At 52.9% G+C, this 17,288-nt stretch carries 10 protein-coding genes, 10 tRNA genes and 3 rRNA genes; 3 read left to right on the top strand and 20 right to left on the bottom strand.

What is annotated here, in order from left to right; genetic code table 11:
• Window positions 1–4: 4 nt before the first annotated feature.
• From SRB521_RS15420 to SRB521_RS15435, 4 genes are all read right to left on the bottom strand, one after another.
• Window positions 5–1,105 (bottom strand): hypothetical protein, encoded by a 1,101-nt coding sequence (locus SRB521_RS15420; RefSeq protein WP_116722628.1) that lies wholly within the window; start codon window positions 1,103–1,105, stop codon window positions 5–7.
• 263 nt (window positions 1,106–1,368) lie between these two features.
• Complete coding sequence (locus tag SRB521_RS15425; RefSeq protein WP_116722627.1) at window positions 1,369–2,718, bottom strand: DEAD/DEAH box helicase family protein; 1,350 nt, start codon at window positions 2,716–2,718, stop codon at window positions 1,369–1,371.
• Between the two features lie 18 nt (window positions 2,719–2,736).
• A complete protein-coding gene (locus tag SRB521_RS15430; RefSeq protein ID WP_129868868.1) occupies window positions 2,737–3,069 on the bottom strand; it encodes a hypothetical protein in 333 nt (110 codons plus the stop codon).
• Window positions 3,070–3,205: 136 nt separating this feature from the next.
• The gene (locus SRB521_RS15435; protein WP_116722625.1) at window positions 3,206–3,418 is read right to left on the bottom strand and encodes a hypothetical protein; all 213 of its coding nucleotides are present in this window, start codon (window positions 3,416–3,418) and stop codon (window positions 3,206–3,208) included.
• 108 nt (window positions 3,419–3,526) lie between these two features.
• On the opposite strand from SRB521_RS15435, the gene SRB521_RS15440 reads away from it, so the two are divergent.
• Window positions 3,527–4,351, top strand: coding sequence for a helix-turn-helix domain-containing protein (locus SRB521_RS15440; protein WP_207215983.1), 825 nt, complete (start codon window positions 3,527–3,529; stop codon window positions 4,349–4,351).
• A 1-nt stretch (window position 4,352) separates the two neighbouring features.
• Complete coding sequence (locus tag SRB521_RS15445) at window positions 4,353–5,546, top strand: tyrosine-type recombinase/integrase (protein WP_165366662.1); 1,194 nt, start codon at window positions 4,353–4,355, stop codon at window positions 5,544–5,546.
• A gap of 170 nt (window positions 5,547–5,716) precedes the next feature.
• Here SRB521_RS15445 and SRB521_RS15450 read toward each other — a convergent pair.
• The 16 genes from SRB521_RS15450 to SRB521_RS15525 form a co-directional block, all read right to left on the bottom strand.
• Window positions 5,717–5,792 (bottom strand) — tRNA-Thr (locus tag SRB521_RS15450).
• Window positions 5,793–5,818: 26 nt separating this feature from the next.
• Window positions 5,819–5,895 (bottom strand) — tRNA-Asp (locus SRB521_RS15455).
• 35 nt (window positions 5,896–5,930) lie between these two features.
• Window positions 5,931–6,006: transfer RNA gene (locus tag SRB521_RS15460), tRNA-Trp, on the bottom strand.
• Between the two features lie 3 nt (window positions 6,007–6,009).
• Window positions 6,010–6,086: transfer RNA gene (locus SRB521_RS15465), tRNA-Ile, on the bottom strand.
• Window positions 6,087–6,157: 71 nt separating this feature from the next.
• Window positions 6,158–6,233, bottom strand: a tRNA-Asn gene (locus SRB521_RS15470).
• 42 nt (window positions 6,234–6,275) lie between these two features.
• Window positions 6,276–6,391 (bottom strand): 5S ribosomal RNA (gene rrf, locus SRB521_RS15475).
• A gap of 164 nt (window positions 6,392–6,555) precedes the next feature.
• A tRNA-Lys gene (locus SRB521_RS15480) sits at window positions 6,556–6,632 on the bottom strand.
• A gap of 17 nt (window positions 6,633–6,649) precedes the next feature.
• Window positions 6,650–6,724: transfer RNA gene (locus tag SRB521_RS15485), tRNA-Glu, on the bottom strand.
• Between the two features lie 3 nt (window positions 6,725–6,727).
• Window positions 6,728–6,803: transfer RNA gene (locus tag SRB521_RS15490), tRNA-Lys, on the bottom strand.
• 71 nt (window positions 6,804–6,874) lie between these two features.
• Window positions 6,875–9,716: ribosomal RNA gene (locus tag SRB521_RS15495) — 23S ribosomal RNA — on the bottom strand.
• 269 nt (window positions 9,717–9,985) lie between these two features.
• A tRNA-Ala gene (locus SRB521_RS15500) sits at window positions 9,986–10,061 on the bottom strand.
• A gap of 65 nt (window positions 10,062–10,126) precedes the next feature.
• A tRNA-Ile gene (locus SRB521_RS15505) sits at window positions 10,127–10,203 on the bottom strand.
• 108 nt (window positions 10,204–10,311) lie between these two features.
• Window positions 10,312–11,843, bottom strand: a 16S ribosomal RNA gene (locus SRB521_RS15510).
• The 16S, 23S and 5S rRNA genes sit together here with 10 tRNA genes alongside, the layout of an rRNA operon.
• 555 nt (window positions 11,844–12,398) lie before the next feature.
• Window positions 12,399–13,526: a GerAB/ArcD/ProY family transporter gene (locus SRB521_RS15515; RefSeq protein ID WP_116722527.1), complete on the bottom strand. Its 1,128-nt coding sequence runs from the start codon at window positions 13,524–13,526 to the stop codon at window positions 12,399–12,401.
• Window positions 13,527–13,562: 36 nt separating this feature from the next.
• Window positions 13,563–14,708, bottom strand: a complete 1,146-nt coding sequence (locus SRB521_RS15520) for a Ger(x)C family spore germination protein (RefSeq protein ID WP_116722528.1) — start codon at window positions 14,706–14,708, stop codon at window positions 13,563–13,565.
• Window positions 14,705–16,222, bottom strand: a complete 1,518-nt coding sequence (locus SRB521_RS15525) for a spore germination protein (protein ID WP_075704802.1) — start codon at window positions 16,220–16,222, stop codon at window positions 14,705–14,707. The genes SRB521_RS15520 and SRB521_RS15525 overlap by 4 nt, the downstream gene beginning before the upstream one ends.
• 190 nt (window positions 16,223–16,412) lie before the next feature.
• Between SRB521_RS15525 and SRB521_RS15530 the strand changes: the two genes are divergently transcribed.
• A complete protein-coding gene (locus tag SRB521_RS15530) occupies window positions 16,413–17,288 on the top strand; it encodes a sulfide/dihydroorotate dehydrogenase-like FAD/NAD-binding protein (RefSeq protein WP_116722529.1) in 876 nt (291 codons plus the stop codon).

Below are 17,288 nucleotides of genomic sequence, written 5' to 3' on the forward strand. Positions count from 1 at the left end.
AAATTTACATCAAAATTGCCGCAACATCACCAGTCCAGGGGGTAAACTCGTCATCGTTTGCCTGCAGCAGCCCTTCTATGATATTGAACTGATCTCCATGGTACTCCCGCCCATCATCCATCAGCATTTGTGACAGACAAGCTGTTTTTGTGCGGTCTTCCGGCCTGGGCAGCATCTCCCCGCTGCTCTTTGCAGTATCCCTGAACTGTCTGAGAAAGTCTAAGAGTTCATCAACACCATGGCAAATGACACGACGGATAGTTACATCTTCGCCGTTAATTTTTCCGCACAAAACTCTAAAATTGCCACCAACACGGACAGGAATGAAAAAATACGGATAGTTTATCTGTACAATTAGATCGCGCTTCGAGTTATTTTTTGTCCTTTCCATAGCTGTAAGGTTATGGACACAGCTGTTTCGGGTATTATTCCGGAGGTGATCAATTTGCAACTCACTTTTAGATAGCTCGTCACTTCCATCTTTAATTGACTGTATCAGATCATCCATACGGAGCTTATCGCTATGGTAGAGCCATACTACTGTATGTAGGCCAATCGCAGAACCGTCTATTCTACAGAAAAGGTACTCCGATCCGTTTTCTGAAAAGATATACCATGAGGCGAGTTTCGTGTTGCATAGAATCGAATACAAGGCCGGATCATAGTCGGTGAAAAAAATTTGATCTCGATCTAAGAGTTTAATCCAGATTCTGTATTCATCATGCCAAATACGACGGCACTGGTTACAGGCAACTTCATCTCCGTAAACATACAGATTGCTGCTGGTCAAATTGTAGGGGTTCCCATCGCATAAATACACATACCGTTCATCTTTTGGCATTGCACAATCAATATCACGCCCATAAGCGCGATATGCTTTGTATACTGTCAGTCTCAAAGAGCCATGTTTGCCAGCTCCCTCCTTTCTCCCGTCGAGCCAAAAGTAACCCCATCGTTCAATATGCGATTTCAACGCCTCGACCGCTCTCAAATCACGGTCAAGCGTGAATTTCTTTTTGTGCTTTCGTGCATTGATCTCAAAGTAGCAATGCTTTTTGTCGATTGTGATACGGTTAGATCCGTACACAAATAATTCTTCTGCCATAAAGCATCTCCTTTCTGGTTGAAATATTCGCACACCAGTTGGTTATACGTGCGAAACTGACAGCGAAGTAGAAAAGAAATATTTTTCTTCCTTTTCGCTCTGGCAGTAGGTACGGTGTATGCAGATTTTACTATGATTTGGGGTGTTGGCCTCCACACCTTATACCACACCTTTTATGCCTCTGTCCTCTTAAGCAGATGCCCTCAAATCGCCGTCAGTAAATGGGGGTTTCTCGCCAGTTTTGGATGACCCCTCATCCAAAGCTACCGCTTTCCGTCCAGCCATTCAGTGAACAGCTTGTACATACGGGGTGACGGCAAGAACAGAGTTATAGGCTCTCCCTTGCGGATTGCAGAGCGCCATACCCACTGAATAAGCCCAGCAAGTGCAAAGGTATCCCGGCTAAGAGATGCACCCTGCTTACCAAAATATTTGGAAACCTCCGGGTTTGGATTAAGGTTGAGCATATATGCCAGCACGTGTCTATCACTGTAACTGTTGGTAGCGCGAGCATTTGACGCAACCCAGCAGCGCAGGCCATTATTATCTGCATACTCATCCTGCTGTACTTGACTGCGACCACGTTTCTCCTCATCAGTAAGCTCTCGAATCAGCTTGTATCCACCGGGGGCAATACTGTTACGGCTGTCCTTGGGACAACTCCACATGATGTCGTATGGCTTGGCTTGTACCGCTATAAAGAACCGTCGCAGAGCACGGCGCAGCTCGGACGCCTCTTGGGACTTGGGGTGATCCTTAACACAGTTTTTGTACCAGGTAGCAGACAGGCTTCCGAAATCCGCTATTTTTTTGTCTTGGTACAGGGTAATAAGCCGCCTCCATTCCTTCCGCTGGTTTAGATCCACCATGTAGGGAGCGAGTTCAAAACCTTTCTCGTAAGTGCCACAAACACTTGATTTTGTGTAATTCAACCCGTGCAGTTGCAGGTATGGACACAAAAAACTCCCTTCCAGTTGATAGGTCAGAATGGTGATCGACTCCATAGCGCTGAATACTTCTGGTGAAAACTCCCAGATAAAGAACCGACCATCAATCAGTAGCAAGTTCCCATTTTCGGCGTGGCGCTGAACTTCACAGAAAGAGTGCCGCTCTTCACCGTCAATGGGCTGAGGCCCACCAGTCCAGCGGACACGACAATCCTCATCCACTGCTATGATGTTATTATCGAGCATCAGTTTGACGTTTTTCTTGTTGACCCGGTAGTTTGCGGAGTCAATAATATCGTTAAGTGGGAGAAGCACGTCAACAGCCTCATCAAGGATCAAGTGATAGGAATTGTCTTGCAAGATGGCGATAGTGTCCGGTGTTGCATTGGTAAAAGTCGTGTGTGTCGTGACAATGTTTCGCCCCTCAGCAAGTAAATCATTGAAGTCCTCCAACTTAGTCTTAGAACCAGCCACACCACCCAGCAAATCCGTACGTTGGTAGTGCTGTGGATCGTAAAACGCCGCTGTCGTGCTCTGTTTGATACGCTCAACCTCACTGAGAAATGGCGTAACGAAAATAAACGCCTCCTGCGGATGGGCGTTCATGTAGGATATCGCCCATTCTGTCTTTCCTGCGCCACAAGGGGCGTCAACTACGTTAATCATCCATATCCGCCTCCTAATCTAACCAAATATTGTCGATCTGGAACGAGATACGGCGGCGAGCACCACTCCGTCAGCCTTGTTCATAATAGCTGTCAGCGCCGCCGTCTCCTCTTTATCCAGAGTTGCGGCAAATCTCAATTCGAGCCAGAGCATGGCGTGCTTCTCTTTTGCGTTTGGAGCAAAGCCATCCATCAATCGCACCTCGTCGCAAGACTGCATAAACTCCACCAACTCAGCTTTAATCTCGTTGTAAAGTAGGATTTTGGCAATGTTGGCCTGTCTGCCGTGGAAATTCTCGTTGCGATCGTGCATTTCTGCAATCTCCTCCGGTGTATAGTTATCTCGTCTCATATGCTACCTCCCGGCTTATAGTGCGGTCATCCCGTCTATCCGCATATCAAAGCAAAAAGCCTATATGCTAACCTGAGAGAAAAATCTTGCTAACCCATTTCTGCTGTATGCGTCCCCATCGTGACGCCCCATATAATCACGCTTTTGCCTGAGCACCGACCTCTGATTGCTCATTGAGGCGCTGCATCATGAGCGGAACATTGATTAGGTATTTCGTAGCCCCGGCGCGAATATGTGGGATACTGTTATCCCAGCAACCACGCCGGAGGAAATACTGCGACAACCCCGTTGTTCGCGAGGCTTCTGCGATAGTTTGGAATTGGCGTGACGGATCATATTGCTTGCTCATAAAATCATCTCCTTTTTTAATTTTCCTATTGCAGTCTTTCGTTGCTTATGGTATCATTATAGCAGTTAATAGCTGATTGGTCAATCAATATCAGCTACCTCTATAAAAGTGCAAGCAAAAACTGCTAATCGAGGTGATATAGATATGCCACGCAAGCGAACCAGTATTCCAGAGAATTATAATGCTCCGCTTCCTACAATGTTACGAGAACTCATGTCATCTTCTGGGTACACTCAAGCAGACTTGGCCACTCATCTTGGTATTACACGCCAGTCTGTATCTGCTTATATGGATGGCAGTGCAAATCCAACTCCTACTACAATCGTCAATATTGCAAGTTTTCTTGGCGTTTCCACTGACTATCTTCTGGGTGTATCAAGTTATGGAAAGGAGGAGACAGCACACCTCACCGCTGAGGAAATCGGACTTTCTGAGCACGCTGCCTCTGTTTTGAAATTGGAAAACAGCCAAGAAGACAGGTCAAAACTGATAGTTTTGAACTATTTGATAGAAAATGGTTTATTTTTAGAAAAAATTACATCCTATTTTGCATTTTCTGCTGAGGATGTGGCACAGAAAAAGCCATTTTCTCTAATCCCGTATGATAAGCGAAATATAGATGTCCGGCTCTATTTTGCTGATATTATAGAGAACCTTCAAAAATTCAAGTCGGATTTCTATGACCGTATTAAAAATGACACCACCGCCACAGAGCAAACGGCATTTGCCTTAATCAGCAAGTGCGTTGACGATGCTACTGCGGTACAATGGTGCCAGTTACTTTACGATCATCGGGATGACCCAGCTAAAAATACACAACTCAGCATTATTGCAAAATTCCTGCGTTTTTACGGCTACTCAGATTTTATGCACCGCTTGGGTTGTGATCTGGAACAGTTTATTATCTCCGAAGACGAAAAGGAGGCTGAATAATATGGCGTCCTACAAGAAAACAACTGATGCCGGCGGCGCAACGGTCTATAAAGTCCAGGTATCCAATGGCCGAGGCCGCAAGGTTACACGAAGCTGGAGGCCAGAGCCAGGATGGAGCGCCAAAACGATTAAACGCGAACTCGATAAATTTGCGGCCAATCTGGAAAATGAACTGGCTGAAGGAACCCTTAAAACTCGGCAGGAGGATCTGGAGGAAAGACGCTTAGCTGCTTTGGAAGCGGCAAAGATAAAAACGCTGAGACAGTATGCGGATGGTGTCTTCATGTCGGCAAAAGAAGCCACATTCTCCGAAAACTCGCGTTCAAACTATCGTCAATGCCTCGATAAACACATTCTCCCTGTACTGGGCGACTTCCCCATGAGGGATATTACTCCATCCATGCTCACAAAGCTGCTGCTTGACTTCCAAAAGAGCGGAAAAGCTCACTCCTCGGCAGTCAAGCTATACAATATCCTTAACGGCGTCTTCAAAATGGCATTTCTTGATGATTCAATTCAGGAAAATCCCATGCTACGGGTTACTCGTCCCAAGCCCAGAAAGAATGAACACGTCAAAGAAGAGAGCGAGAAGGCCTATACTGTCCAGCAACTCCGCCACATTCTCAAATGCCTGGATAATGAGCCTCTAAAATGGCAAGCCTATATCAATCTTGTTGCCGATACCGGAATGAGACGTGGTGAGGCTTGTGGCCTGCAATGGACAGACGTAGACTTCAAGAAGGGCTGTATTACTATTCGGCGTAATCTTCAATATACGTCCGCTGCAGGTATCTACGAGGATACCCCCAAAAACAGAAAATCCCGGCCTATTGATATCGGCCCGGATGTGGTCAAGCTCCTGCGCCAGCTCCAGACTGAGCAGTCAAGCAAGTGTATTAGCAAATGGATCTTTACTCAGGATGGTTCTTCTGATCCGATGCACCCTCAAAGTCCTACCCGTTATTTTAAGAAATTCGGTCAGCGATACGGCGTAGAGGATTTCCACCCACACAAGCTCCGGCACACATCGGCCTCCCTTGCTCTTACCAACGGGGCAGATGTCGTATCGGTTAGTGAACGCCTTGGGCATAGTGATACCGCTGTTACTCTGAGAATGTATGCCCACGCTAATGAAGAATCCATCAGACGCGCCGGACAGGTCGTCCGAGACGCCCTCAAAGCAGAGGGTGAATAAAGAAAAACCGGGCAGGGAAACACCCCCTACCCGGTTATTTTTTAAGCCATGTTGCGACTTTTGTTGCGACTAACAGCAATACAATATTTTGCTGATTTTTCAAAAAAGAGAAAATTGTTATAAAACTAAAGCAAAAAGCACCCAAACCGTTAAGTTTGAGTGCTTTTCGTTGGAGCTGCTGGGCGGATTCGAACCGCCGACCTCATCCTTACCAAGGATGCGCTCTACCGACTGAGCTATAGCAGCATATGAGGCGCGATTGCACCCCATGATGGCGACGCGGAAGGGACTTGAACCCTCGACCTCCGGCGTGACAGGCCGGCGTTCTAACCAACTGAACTACCGCGCCATCTTTTGTATCAGACAGCAATGCTGGAAAAGTTCTGGCAGGGGCAGAAGGAATCGAACCCTCGGCACGCGGTTTTGGAGACCGCTGCTCTACCTGCTGAGCTATACCCCTATATGGTGGGCCTTCACGGACTCGAACCGTGGACCGACCGGTTATGAGCCGGTTGCTCTAACCAACTGAGCTAAAGGCCCATCTTGCCGGTTTGCGGTTCCTATAGTAATGGTTTGCCGTCACGTCACCGTGACGGCAATCCCTATATTTCTGGCTCCCCAAGTTGGACTCGAACCAACGACCCTGCGGTTAACAGCCGCATGCTCTACCAACTGAGCTATTGAGGAATATCGAAGGGTCTGGTCTGGTCAGACCAGACCCTCATTTTGTGTTGGCACTACCTATCTTCCCGGCCCGTCTCCAGGCAAGTATTTTCGGCGCAAGTGAGCTTAACTGCCGTGTTCGGAATGGGAACGGGTGGACCCTCACCGCAATCAGCACCAACTACTTTTCTTCAGAAAGAAAAGTAAGCAAAAGAAACTTTGTAAAACTTTCTTCTCCTTACCGTTCTTCCCAACGACAAGTTATTATATTCACTTTTTCAAAAAATGTCAAGCAAAACCTTAACAAAACTTCACTGGTCCCCACCGAGCACACACCCGGTAGAAATGGTGCGCCTTCACGGATTCGAACCGAAAGACCCACTGATTAAGAGTTAGTTGCTCTACCAACTGAGCTAAAGGCGCATATAACCCGTCAAAAATGGTGACCCGTGCGGGAATCGAACCCACGTTTGCGGCGTGAGAGGCCGCCGTCTTAGCCGCTTGACCAACGGGCCATATGGTGCGCCTTCACGGATTCGAACCGGGGACCCACTGATTAAGAGTCAGTTGCTCTACCAACTGAGCTAAAGGCGCATACAAAAGTCTACACCTTCAAAACCGAACAATGTGAAGAAGTTGAGGACAAGCGCCTGCACAATCATGTTAAGGTCAAGCCCTCGGCGGATTAGTACCGGTCAGCTGCACACGTTGCCGTGCTTCCACCTCCGGCCTATCAACGTCATAGTCTACGACGCGCCTTACTCCTAATGGATGAGAGATCTAATCTTAGGGGGAGTTTCACGCTTAGATGCCTTCAGCGTTTATCTCGTCCGAACGTAGCTACCCAGCTATGCCCTTGGCAGGACAACTGGTGCACCAGAGGTTCGTCCATCCCGGTCCTCTCGTACTAAGGACAGCTCCCTTCAAATCTCTTACGCCCGCAACAGATAGGGACCGAACTGTCTCACGACGTTCTGAACCCAGCTCGCGTGCCGCTTTAATTGGCGAACAGCCAAACCCTTGGGACCGAATACAGCCCCAGGATGCGACGAGCCGACATCGAGGTGCCAAACCTCCCCGTCGCTGTGGACGCTTGGGGGAGATCAGCCTGTTATCCCCAGGGTAGCTTTTATCCGTTGAGCGACGGCATTTCCACGCACATACCGCCGGATCACTAACTCCAACTTTCGTTACTGCTCGACCCGTCGGTCTCGCAGTTAGGCTCGTTTATGCGTTTACACTCACTGCACGGTTTCCGTCCGTGCTGAACGAACCTTTGAGCGCCTCCGTTACCTTTTTGGAGGCGACCGCCCCAGTCAAACTGCCCACCTAACAGTGTCCCCCGACCGGATTCACGGCCGCAGGTTAGAAAACCAGCAAATCAAGGGTGGTATCCCAAGGTTGACTCCACCTAAGCTGACGCCCAGGCTTCCAAGTCTCCCACCTATCCTGTACATGATTTACCGATTTCCAGTATTAAGCTACAGTAAAGCTCCATGGGGTCTTTCCGTCTAGTTGCGGGTAACTGGCTTCTTCACCAGTACAACAATTTCGCCGGGTGGGCTGTTGAGACAGTGCCCAAATCGTTACGCCATTCGTGCGGGTCAGAACTTACCTGACAAGGAATTTCGCTACCTTAGGACCGTTATAGTTACGGCCGCCGTTTACTGGGGCTTCAATTCAAACCTTCGCCTTGCGACTAAGCTCTCCTCTTAACCTTCCAGCACCGGGCAGGCGTCAGCCCATATACGTCATCTTTCGATTTAGCATAGACCTGTGTTTTTGGTAAACAGTCGCTTGGGCCTATTCTCTGCGGCCTGCTCGCGCAGGCTCCCCTTATCCCGAAGTTACGGGGTCATTTTGCCGAGTTCCTTAACAACCCTTCTCCCGTTGGCCTTAGGATTCTCTCCTCATCTACCTGTGTCGGTTTGCGGTACGGGCGCCTTAGTATACCACATGCCTTTTCTCGCCTCTGGACATCAAGGACTTCCCTACTATTTTTCGGTCCCTTACGCCCGGGTCAACCAACGCCCGGGTTCCCCTATTCCAAAGTGTCAGCATGCTTAAAGTTCGGCGGCTACGGAATTTCTACCGTATGTGCATCGACTACGCCTTGCGGCCTCGCCTTAGCTCCCGGCTTACCTTGGGCGGACGAACCTTCCCCAAGAAACCTTAGATTTTCGGCCATTATGATTCCCACATAATTCTCGCTACTCATTCCGGCATTCTCACTCGAATACAGTCCACCGCTGCTCCCGCTGCGACTTCACCCCATATTCGACGCTCCCCTACCCCTGTCTTGCGACAAGCCCAAGCTTCGGTTGCATGCTTAGCCCCGTTATATTTTCCGCGCAGAGTCACTCGACCAGTGAGCTATTACGCACTCTTTTAATGAGTGGCTGCTTCTAAGCCAACATCCTGGTTGTTTTCGCAACTCCACATCGTTTTCCACTTAGCATACATTTGGGACCTTAGCTGTGGGTCTGGGCTGTTTCCCTTTTGACCACGAAACTTATCTCACGTAGTCTGACTGCTAGTCATCAATTAGCCGGCATTCAGAGTTTGATAGGGTTCAGTAACCTTATCGGCCCCTAGCCCATTCAGTGCTTTACCTCCGGTAATCTAAACTAACGCTAGCCCTAAAGCTATTTCGGGGAGAACCAGCTATCTCCGGGTTCGATTGGAATTTCACCGCTATCCACAAGTCATCGCCGGTCATTGCAACGAACGTGCGTTCGGTCCTCCATGGGGTTTTACCCCCACTTCAACCTGCTCATGGATAGGTCACCCGGTTTCGGGTCTATTGCAACAAACTTTATACGGGCTATTAACCCTCGGTTTCCCTGCGCCTCCGGTACTGAATACCTTAAGCTTGCTTGTTACAATAACTCGCCGGACCATTCTACAAAAGGTACCTCATCACCCATTAACGGGCTTTGAGTGCTTGTAAGCACAAGGTTTCAGGTTCTATTTCACTCCCCTCCCGGGGTCCTTTTCACCTTTCCCTCACGGTACTGCTCCTCTATCGGTCATCAGGTAGTATTTAGGCTTGGAGGGTGGTCCCCCCTGTTTCCCACCGGGTTTCACGTGTCCGGCGGTACTCTGGATCCTCACTGATGCAATTCGCTTTTCGCCTACGGGGCTCTCACCCGCTGTGGCTGGCCTTCCCATACCATTCGGCTAAACTATTGCACCGTTATGTGAGTCCACAACCCCAGAGAATAAATCCTCTGGTTTGGCCTCTTCCGCGTTCGCTCGCCACTACTTGCGGAATCTCGGTTGATTTCTCTTCCTCGCCCTACTTAGATGTTTCAGTTCAGGCGGTTCCCCGCGTACGCCTATTTGATTCAACGCACGCTGACAGAGTATTGCTCTGCCGGGTTGCCCCATTCGGAAATCTACGGATCAATGCGTATGTGCCGCTCCCCGTAGCTTATCGCAGCTTGTCACGTCCTTCGTCGGCTCCTGATGCCAAGGCATTCCCCTTGCGCTCTTTCTAGCTTGACCTTTCGCAGAACCATCTCCTGGTTCTACGTTATGATCATGAATTATGCAGGCCTCAAAGAGTTCTTAATTGGCTTATTGTTTTTACCCTTCACTAGAACAGCTTTCGCCATTCTATCTTAAAGTTCCACAACATTTGCTATTAATTGCCCTCTGTTGCTTGCTCTCAATACTTTCTTTCACATTGTTCAGTTTTCAAGGTGCAGACCTCTGTCCCTTTCAGGACAGATTTCAGTCCTCAATCTCCATCGAGCACTGAAATCTGTTCTAAATGGTGGAGGTAATCGGACTCGAACCGGTGACCCCCTGCTTGCAAAGCAGGTGCTCTACCAACTGAGCTATACCCCCGCGTCCGGTGTGCCAAGCTCTGCTAAAGCTTCCTTTGCCTTCCTTCTTTCTCCAAAGAAAGAAAGTGGTGGGCCCAAGTGGACTCGAACCACCGACCTCACGATTATCAGTCGTGCGCTCTAGCCAGCTGAGCTATGGGCCCATATGGCGTGCGCCCTCTAAATTAAACAACGTGAAGCGATCCACTCCCCAGAAAAGCCTGACCTTAGGACTTTTCGATGAGTACTTCTCCCCATCGAGCTCTCCTTAGAAAGGAGGTGATCCAGCCGCACCTTCCGATACGGCTACCTTGTTACGACTTCACCCCAATTATCGAACCCACCTTCGGCCGCGCCCCCATTGCTGTTAGGCTACGGACTTCGGGTGTTCCCGACTCTCATGGTGTGACGGGCGGTGTGTACAAGGCCCGGGAACGTATTCACCGCGGCATGCTGATCCGCGATTACTAGCGATTCCGACTTCATACAGGCGAGTTTCAGCCTGCAATCCGAACTGGGACGGCTTTTAGGGATTTGCTCCACCTCGCGGCTTTGCTTCCCTCTGTTGACCGCCATTGTAGTACGTGTGTGGCCCAGGACATAAGGGGCATGATGATTTGACGTCGTCCCCACCTTCCTCCGTTTTGTCAACGGCAGTCTCGCTAGAGTGCTCTTGCGTAGCAACTAACAATAAGGGTTGCGCTCGTTGCGGGACTTAACCCAACATCTCACGACACGAGCTGACGACAACCATGCACCACCTGTCTCTACTTTCCCCGAAGGGCACCTTATGCATCTCTGCTTCGTTAGTAGGATGTCAAGTCCTGGTAAGGTTCTTCGCGTTGCTTCGAATTAAACCACATACTCCACCGCTTGTGCGGGCCCCCGTCAATTCCTTTGAGTTTCAACCTTGCGATCGTACTCCCCAGGTGGGATACTTATTGTGTTAACTGCGGCACGGAGGGGGTCAGACCCCCCACACCTAGTATCCATCGTTTACGGCGTGGACTACCAGGGTATCTAATCCTGTTTGCTCCCCACGCTTTCGCGCCTCAGCGTCAGTTAATGTCCAGCAGGCCGCCTTCGCCACTGGTGTTCCTCCCTATATCTACGCATTTCACCGCTACACAGGGAATTCCGCCTGCCTCTCCATCACTCAAGAAGTACAGTTTCAAATGCAGGCTATGGGTTGAGCCCATAGTTTTCACATCTGACTTGCACTCCCGCCTACACGCCCTTTACACCCAGTAAATCCGGATAACGCTTGCCACCTACGTATTACCGCGGCTGCTGGCACGTAGTTAGCCGTGGCTTATTCGTCAGGTACCGTCACTTGCTTCGTCCCTGACAAAAGAAGTTTACAACCCGAGGGCCTTCTTCCTTCACGCGGCGTTGCTGGGTCAGGCTTTCGCCCATTGCCCAATATTCCCCACTGCTGCCTCCCGTAGGAGTCTGGGCCGTGTCTCAGTCCCAATGTGGCCGGCCAACCTCTCAGTCCGGCTACTGATCGTCGCCTTGGTGAGCCGTTACCTCACCAACTAGCTAATCAGACGCGAGTCCATCTCAGAGCGATAAATCTTTGGTATCCAGAACCATGCGATCCAGATACATCATGCGGTATTAGCAGCCGTTTCCGGCTGTTATTCCCCACTCCAAGGCAGGTTACTCACGCGTTACTCACCCGTCCGCCACTAAGCATTCCCTTTCGTTGTCCGAAAACTCCGTCAGGGGTGCTCCGTTCGACTTGCATGTGTTAAGCACGCCGCCAGCGTTCATCCTGAGCCAGGATCAAACTCTCAATAAAATGGTATCTAAAGAACTTCCGTTCCTTAAATCATCTTATTGAAGCTTTCCATAGCTTCAAAGAAATTTGTCAAGAGCCTTTCCAAGTCTTGCGACTTTAGAAAGGACCTCAAGTCCTTTTCTGGTGCTTCGTGTTTCTTCTTCACGTTGTTTAATTTACAAGGTGCACGCCGCTCCAGCGGCGGGATTTTGATTGTACCACATGGCACTCTCATTGTCAAGCGTTTTCTTCAATTTCTTTCGAAATCATTTCGACACTTGACTCGTTTGCGTCTCACGCGAACTTTTATATCTTACCAGATCTTCAAGCCCTTGTCAAGCACTTTTTTCAAATCCCCTTGAATCAGTGCCGCCTCTCGGCTGACGCGAACTTTGTTATTCTAGCAGATGGCCAAGCTCTTGTCAAGCATTTTTTCAGCCGCTCACGGATTTTTCTTCCGCTCTTTGCCACTGTTTTCCTGCCCGGCGTTTGGCGCTCAGTTAATATACCAAACTCCTCCCCAATTGTCAACTCCTTTTTCCGTTTTTCTTTCATCTATTTTTACTGCGTCTTTGCTTACCCATATCCTGTGTCTTTTCCCCTCTTCTCCCCACAAGATGTGTCCGTCTTTTTTCTCCCTTTGACATTTGTCACAATCAATGCAAGGGCTGGGACCGGGAACGCCAAGATCAAATTACCCCAAGGGACCCATGCGGATGAGACCTTTTCCACAGAGAAGTCGTCCGGAAACAGGGTAAGTCCGCCTAAAAACGCGACGATCACTGCCACAGGGGCGGCCCAATGTTCCCACCGGGAGCCCAAAACCGCTCCCGCACCTTTTCTGATGGCAAACACCAACAGACCCAGCATTGCAAAATCACTGAGCACCCAGAGGGCCACCACAACAGACTCCACCCGCTGGAATGCTCCATCCACTCCCACGCCTCTGGCGACTTCAAAGAAGGGGATATCCATGCGCCCGCACAGCGCAGGGCCCAACTGTCCCAAGACTCCGAACTGGAGCAGTGTGAGAGCACCGCATCCCGCCAACAGCCAGAGCAGTCCCCGTCCGGCGTCACCAGAACGCCTGGTGACGTTCCCCCCTAAAAATCCTCCGAACACCCCGCAGCTCAGTACGCCAACCGGCATCAGCGTGGCCGCCGTTACGGCCGGAACGTCCGTTATCCAGACCGGCAGCACATGCTCGGGGCTCATATCTAGGATGGAAAAAAGCAGTACCAGCCCCAGGGTCAGCGCTAGGACCAGGTAGCAGATCTCCGCCGCACGGGCAAAGGCGCCCAATTTGCGCCGTCCCATCCACAGCACCACCCCCAGCAGCACCAGCAGAAATACCCAGGGGGCGGCGCTTCGATATCCGGCAGAGAGCATCCGTTCGGCGTAGAGCCGCCCCTCGGCGCACAGGAGAAAAAGCGCCCAGGACAGGTAAATTACAATGACCACCTTTCCCGCCAGAGGACCAAAGGCATCCTGATAGGCCTGTGCCAGCCCTCCGCTCCGGCGGCAAAGCGAAAAAACCATCCACCCCAGCAGCAGAAAGGGCGGAAAGGCCAGTATGCCGGTGAGCCATGCGCTCTCTCCTGCCGTCCCCACCGTCCAGCCCGGCAGCGCCCGCACCGCCGGGGACAGCAGCGCGGTGAACAGGATCACATAGAGCTGCCGCGCGGAAATATTATCGCTGTTCAGAGGATCACCACCTAAATAATAATAACAGGCCCGCCCTTACATGCGGGCCACCTGTCCCGTTACGGTCAGGGAGATTGGGAGCGCGGCAAACCCCGCTTTCCACTGTGTTTCCAGCTCTGCCTTACGCCAGGGCGCCGCCAGGGCGGCTTTCCTCCCCAGGTGGAGATAGTCGGCGTCCAGGGTCTGCGCCAAGTCCAGCGCCGTATGGATAGCCGCCTCACCTGTCTGCGCAAGGCGTTCCTCCAGCCATATCCTGCCCTCCTCGCTGAGTTCGTCCGCCCCCCGCAGCTCCGCCACCTGGGCCTCGATCCGGCAGGTGACGGCCAGTCCGGCGAGGACGCCGTCCGTAAAGGACGGCGTCAGCTCCGTCTTCACCTCGGTGAGCCGCAGCGCGGTCTGTGCAAGGCTGGGCGCGGCAAACTCCAGTATCCGCCCCGGGGCATCCCCGGTCAAAAGGTCCGCCCCAAGCGCGCCTTCCCCCCCAGTCCAGCCCGCCAGTGCTCCGTTCCGCAGGATCGCATAACCCGCTCCGGCCACAGTATACTCCCCCTCCGCTCCGTCTCCGGTCCTGGCGGGTCGGCGTTCCAGTGCCGGGAGAAGCGCACAGCCGTTGTCCAGCAGGTCTGAGAGCACCTCTCTCGCTGTCCGCGGCGCGGGGGAAGCCGCCAATTCGGCGTCGGTTTCCAGCGCCGTGAGGCGATCCGGTGCGCCTCCGTCAGACGCGGCGTCAAAGAGGATATCCCCGGCTCTGCCGTCTTTTATCACCCAGAGGCGGGCCTCCAGCCGCAGCTCCGGGTCCCGTGCCATGTGTCCCAGCAGCGACATAACGCCCGTCAGAGCCTGCTCTTCCCCCACCAGGACATGCTCCACATCCCCGAAAAAGACAAAATCCGAACCGAACGTCTGTATCTCTGCGCAGGCGGCGGACACAGTTTCAGCCTGTGCGGAGAGCACCACCGGCGACTGCCCGGGCGAGTCCCCCGCGCCGGACCGTCCCCCGCTGGAGACGGTAACCGCCACCCTCCCCGGAGCCCCCTTTTCCAGATCCACTCCCAGCGCCCCCATGAGGACGGTATCCTCGATCTCATGGGCGTATGGCAGGGCTGCCTCGGCTCTGGAGCAGCCGGACAGGGGGAGCAGCGCCGCGCACAGCAGCAGGACAGCAGATTTTTTCACTCTCATCGCTGGTTCCTCCTGTTCTGGGTCTTGAGCGCCGCCTCCCGCAGCTTGACGCTGGGCAGCGGCTGTCGGATCACGGCATGCCCCTCCACCTGTTCCCCGTCGTTGGCGGCAAAGGGCGTGAGGTAGGCCACGCCGAAGCTCTCCAGAGAGGCGAGATGACAGATGAGCAGCAGTGCCCCAATGGCCGCGCCGAACATTCCCGCTAGAGAGGCCAGCGCCGCCAGACCAAAGCGCCAGATCCGCAGCGCGCCCGCGAAATCCTGAGACGGCATAGTATATCCGGCAATACCCGCCACCGCCACCACGATGAGCACCGCGGGAGAGACGATACGGGCCTCCACAGCGGCGGACCCCACCACCAGTCCCCCCAGAATGGAGACGGTCTGACCGATAGAACTGGGAAGCCGGAGCCCGGCCTCCTGAATGATCTCAAAGGCCACCAGCATCAGGAGGACTTCGAACACCGTGGTAAAGGGCACATCCTGCTTGGCCGCTATGATGGACAGGGCCAGCTCGGTGGGCAGCATCTCCAGGTGGAAGGTCACAGCGGCGATATAGACCGCCGGTAGAAAGAGAGTGATGAGCATACACAGGTAGCGCAGCACCATGAGGGCGGATGCCGCCATCCAGCCCTGGGACTTATCCTGAGGCGTCTTAAAAAACTGGCTGAGGGTCCCGGGCAGGAGCCAGCCCAAAGGCAGCCCGTCGATAAGCAGTCCCACGCGGCCCTCCACCACGCCGGCGGAAAAGCGGTCCGGCCGTTCGGTGTACGCCAGGGTGGGAAAGGCGGTGTGGATGTCGTCGGCGATATATTCCTCCAGATTCCCTGTGGCGATGAGGGCGTCGATGTCGATCTCCGCCACCCGGCGCTCTACGGCGCGGACCGTCTCGGGGTTGGTGATGCCCTCGATCCACACAATATCCACGGGGGTCACCGTCTGCCGCCCCACCAGCAGCTCCCTGATCCGCAGATCCGGGGTGCGTACCCGCCGCCGCAACAGGGAGGTGTTGGTACGCACGGACTCCACAAAGGAATCCCTCGGCCCTTTGAGCGGAGGCTCGTTCTCCGGATCGGAAATGGACCGCTTCTCCTCGGTCCCTACATTAAAGGAGAGGGCCTCCTTTTCCCCTGGAAAAAAGAGGATGCAGTTCCCGCCAATCATATCGAATACGGCCTCGTCCATCGTGGCGCGTTTTTCCACCCCTAAATTGTAGAGGGCGCCTTTCCGGATGCGCTCCATGGCCTGCGCCATGCCGCACCCGCTCAGGACGGTGTCCTGCGCCAGAGGGCGAAGCACGTAGTCGCTGGCCCGCTCCATTTTCACCATCCCGCTGATATAGCACAGCGTTACCAGCTTGTCCGGATCTCCACCCAAGGCGGCTTCCCGTTCGGAAAAATCCACACAGTCCGCAAAGACCTGTCGGACGCTCTCCACTGTCAGCGGCAGATCGATCCTGGGCTCCCGCCTGGGGTGGGGCGGCACCTCGACCTTTTTTCTCCCAAAAAAGCCCACAGCCACGCCTCCTTTTCTATCCTGCTATTCTCTCCCGGAGCGCGGGCGGATATGCGTCCGCGCGCAGTTGTCGAAAGTCTGTTCCGCTGTCTGCACCCATAGTATGGACAACAGCGCATTTGTCCTTTATAATAGTAAAAATCAACGTCTGAACAGTTGCTTTGCAGCGTCTCAAAGGAGTGGTAGTAACATGGCTTTGATCCAGCATAAGCGCCGCCTGAATCCCACGGTAACTCTGATGGAGGTGTCCGCCCCCCTTATCGCCAAAAAGGCGCAGCCGGGCCAATTCATCATCCTCCGCGTAGATGAACACGGCGAACGAATCCCCCTGACCATCTCGGACTATGACCGGGAGCGGGGTACCGTCACCATTATCTTTCAAAAGGTAGGTCTGACCACCGAGCTGCTGGACCGGCTAGAGGAGGGCGATGACATTCTGGACTTTGTCGGCCCCCTCGGCACTCCCACCGACCTGCTGGACCGTGAACACCCCGGGTTGGAGTTGGGCCCTGTCAAGCGGGTGGCCGTCATCGGCGGCGGCGTAGGCTGCGCCATCGCCTATCCCCAGGCCAAGTATCTCCACGCCCGCGGCGTAGAGGTGGACGTCATCGCCGGTTTCCGCTCCAAGGATATCGTCATTCTGGAGGAGGAGTTCAAAAAAGCCTGCGACCACTTCTATCTCACCACCGACGACGGCTCCTGCGGGGAAAAGGGGCTGGTCACCGACAAGCTCAAAACGCTCATCGACTCCGGCATCCACTACGACGCCGTCATCGCTATTGGGCCTATCATCATGATGAAGTTCGTCTGTAAGACCACCGAGCCTTACGGCATCAAAACTTTAGTCTCCCTCAACCCCATCATGATTGACGGCACCGGGATGTGCGGCGGCTGCCGGGTATCCGTGGGGGGCGAGATGAAGTTTGCCTGTGTGGACGGCCCCGACTTTGACGGGCATAAAGTGGATTTTGACGAGCTGATGACCCGGAACAGGGCTTATCAGGAGCGCGAAGCGGAGACCCGCCGGACCCATGCCTGCCGGCTGATGCAAAAGGAGGTTGAGTAA

The organism is Intestinimonas butyriciproducens (assembly GCF_004154955.1).
Classification (GTDB): domain Bacteria; phylum Bacillota; class Clostridia; order Oscillospirales; family Oscillospiraceae; genus Intestinimonas; species Intestinimonas butyriciproducens.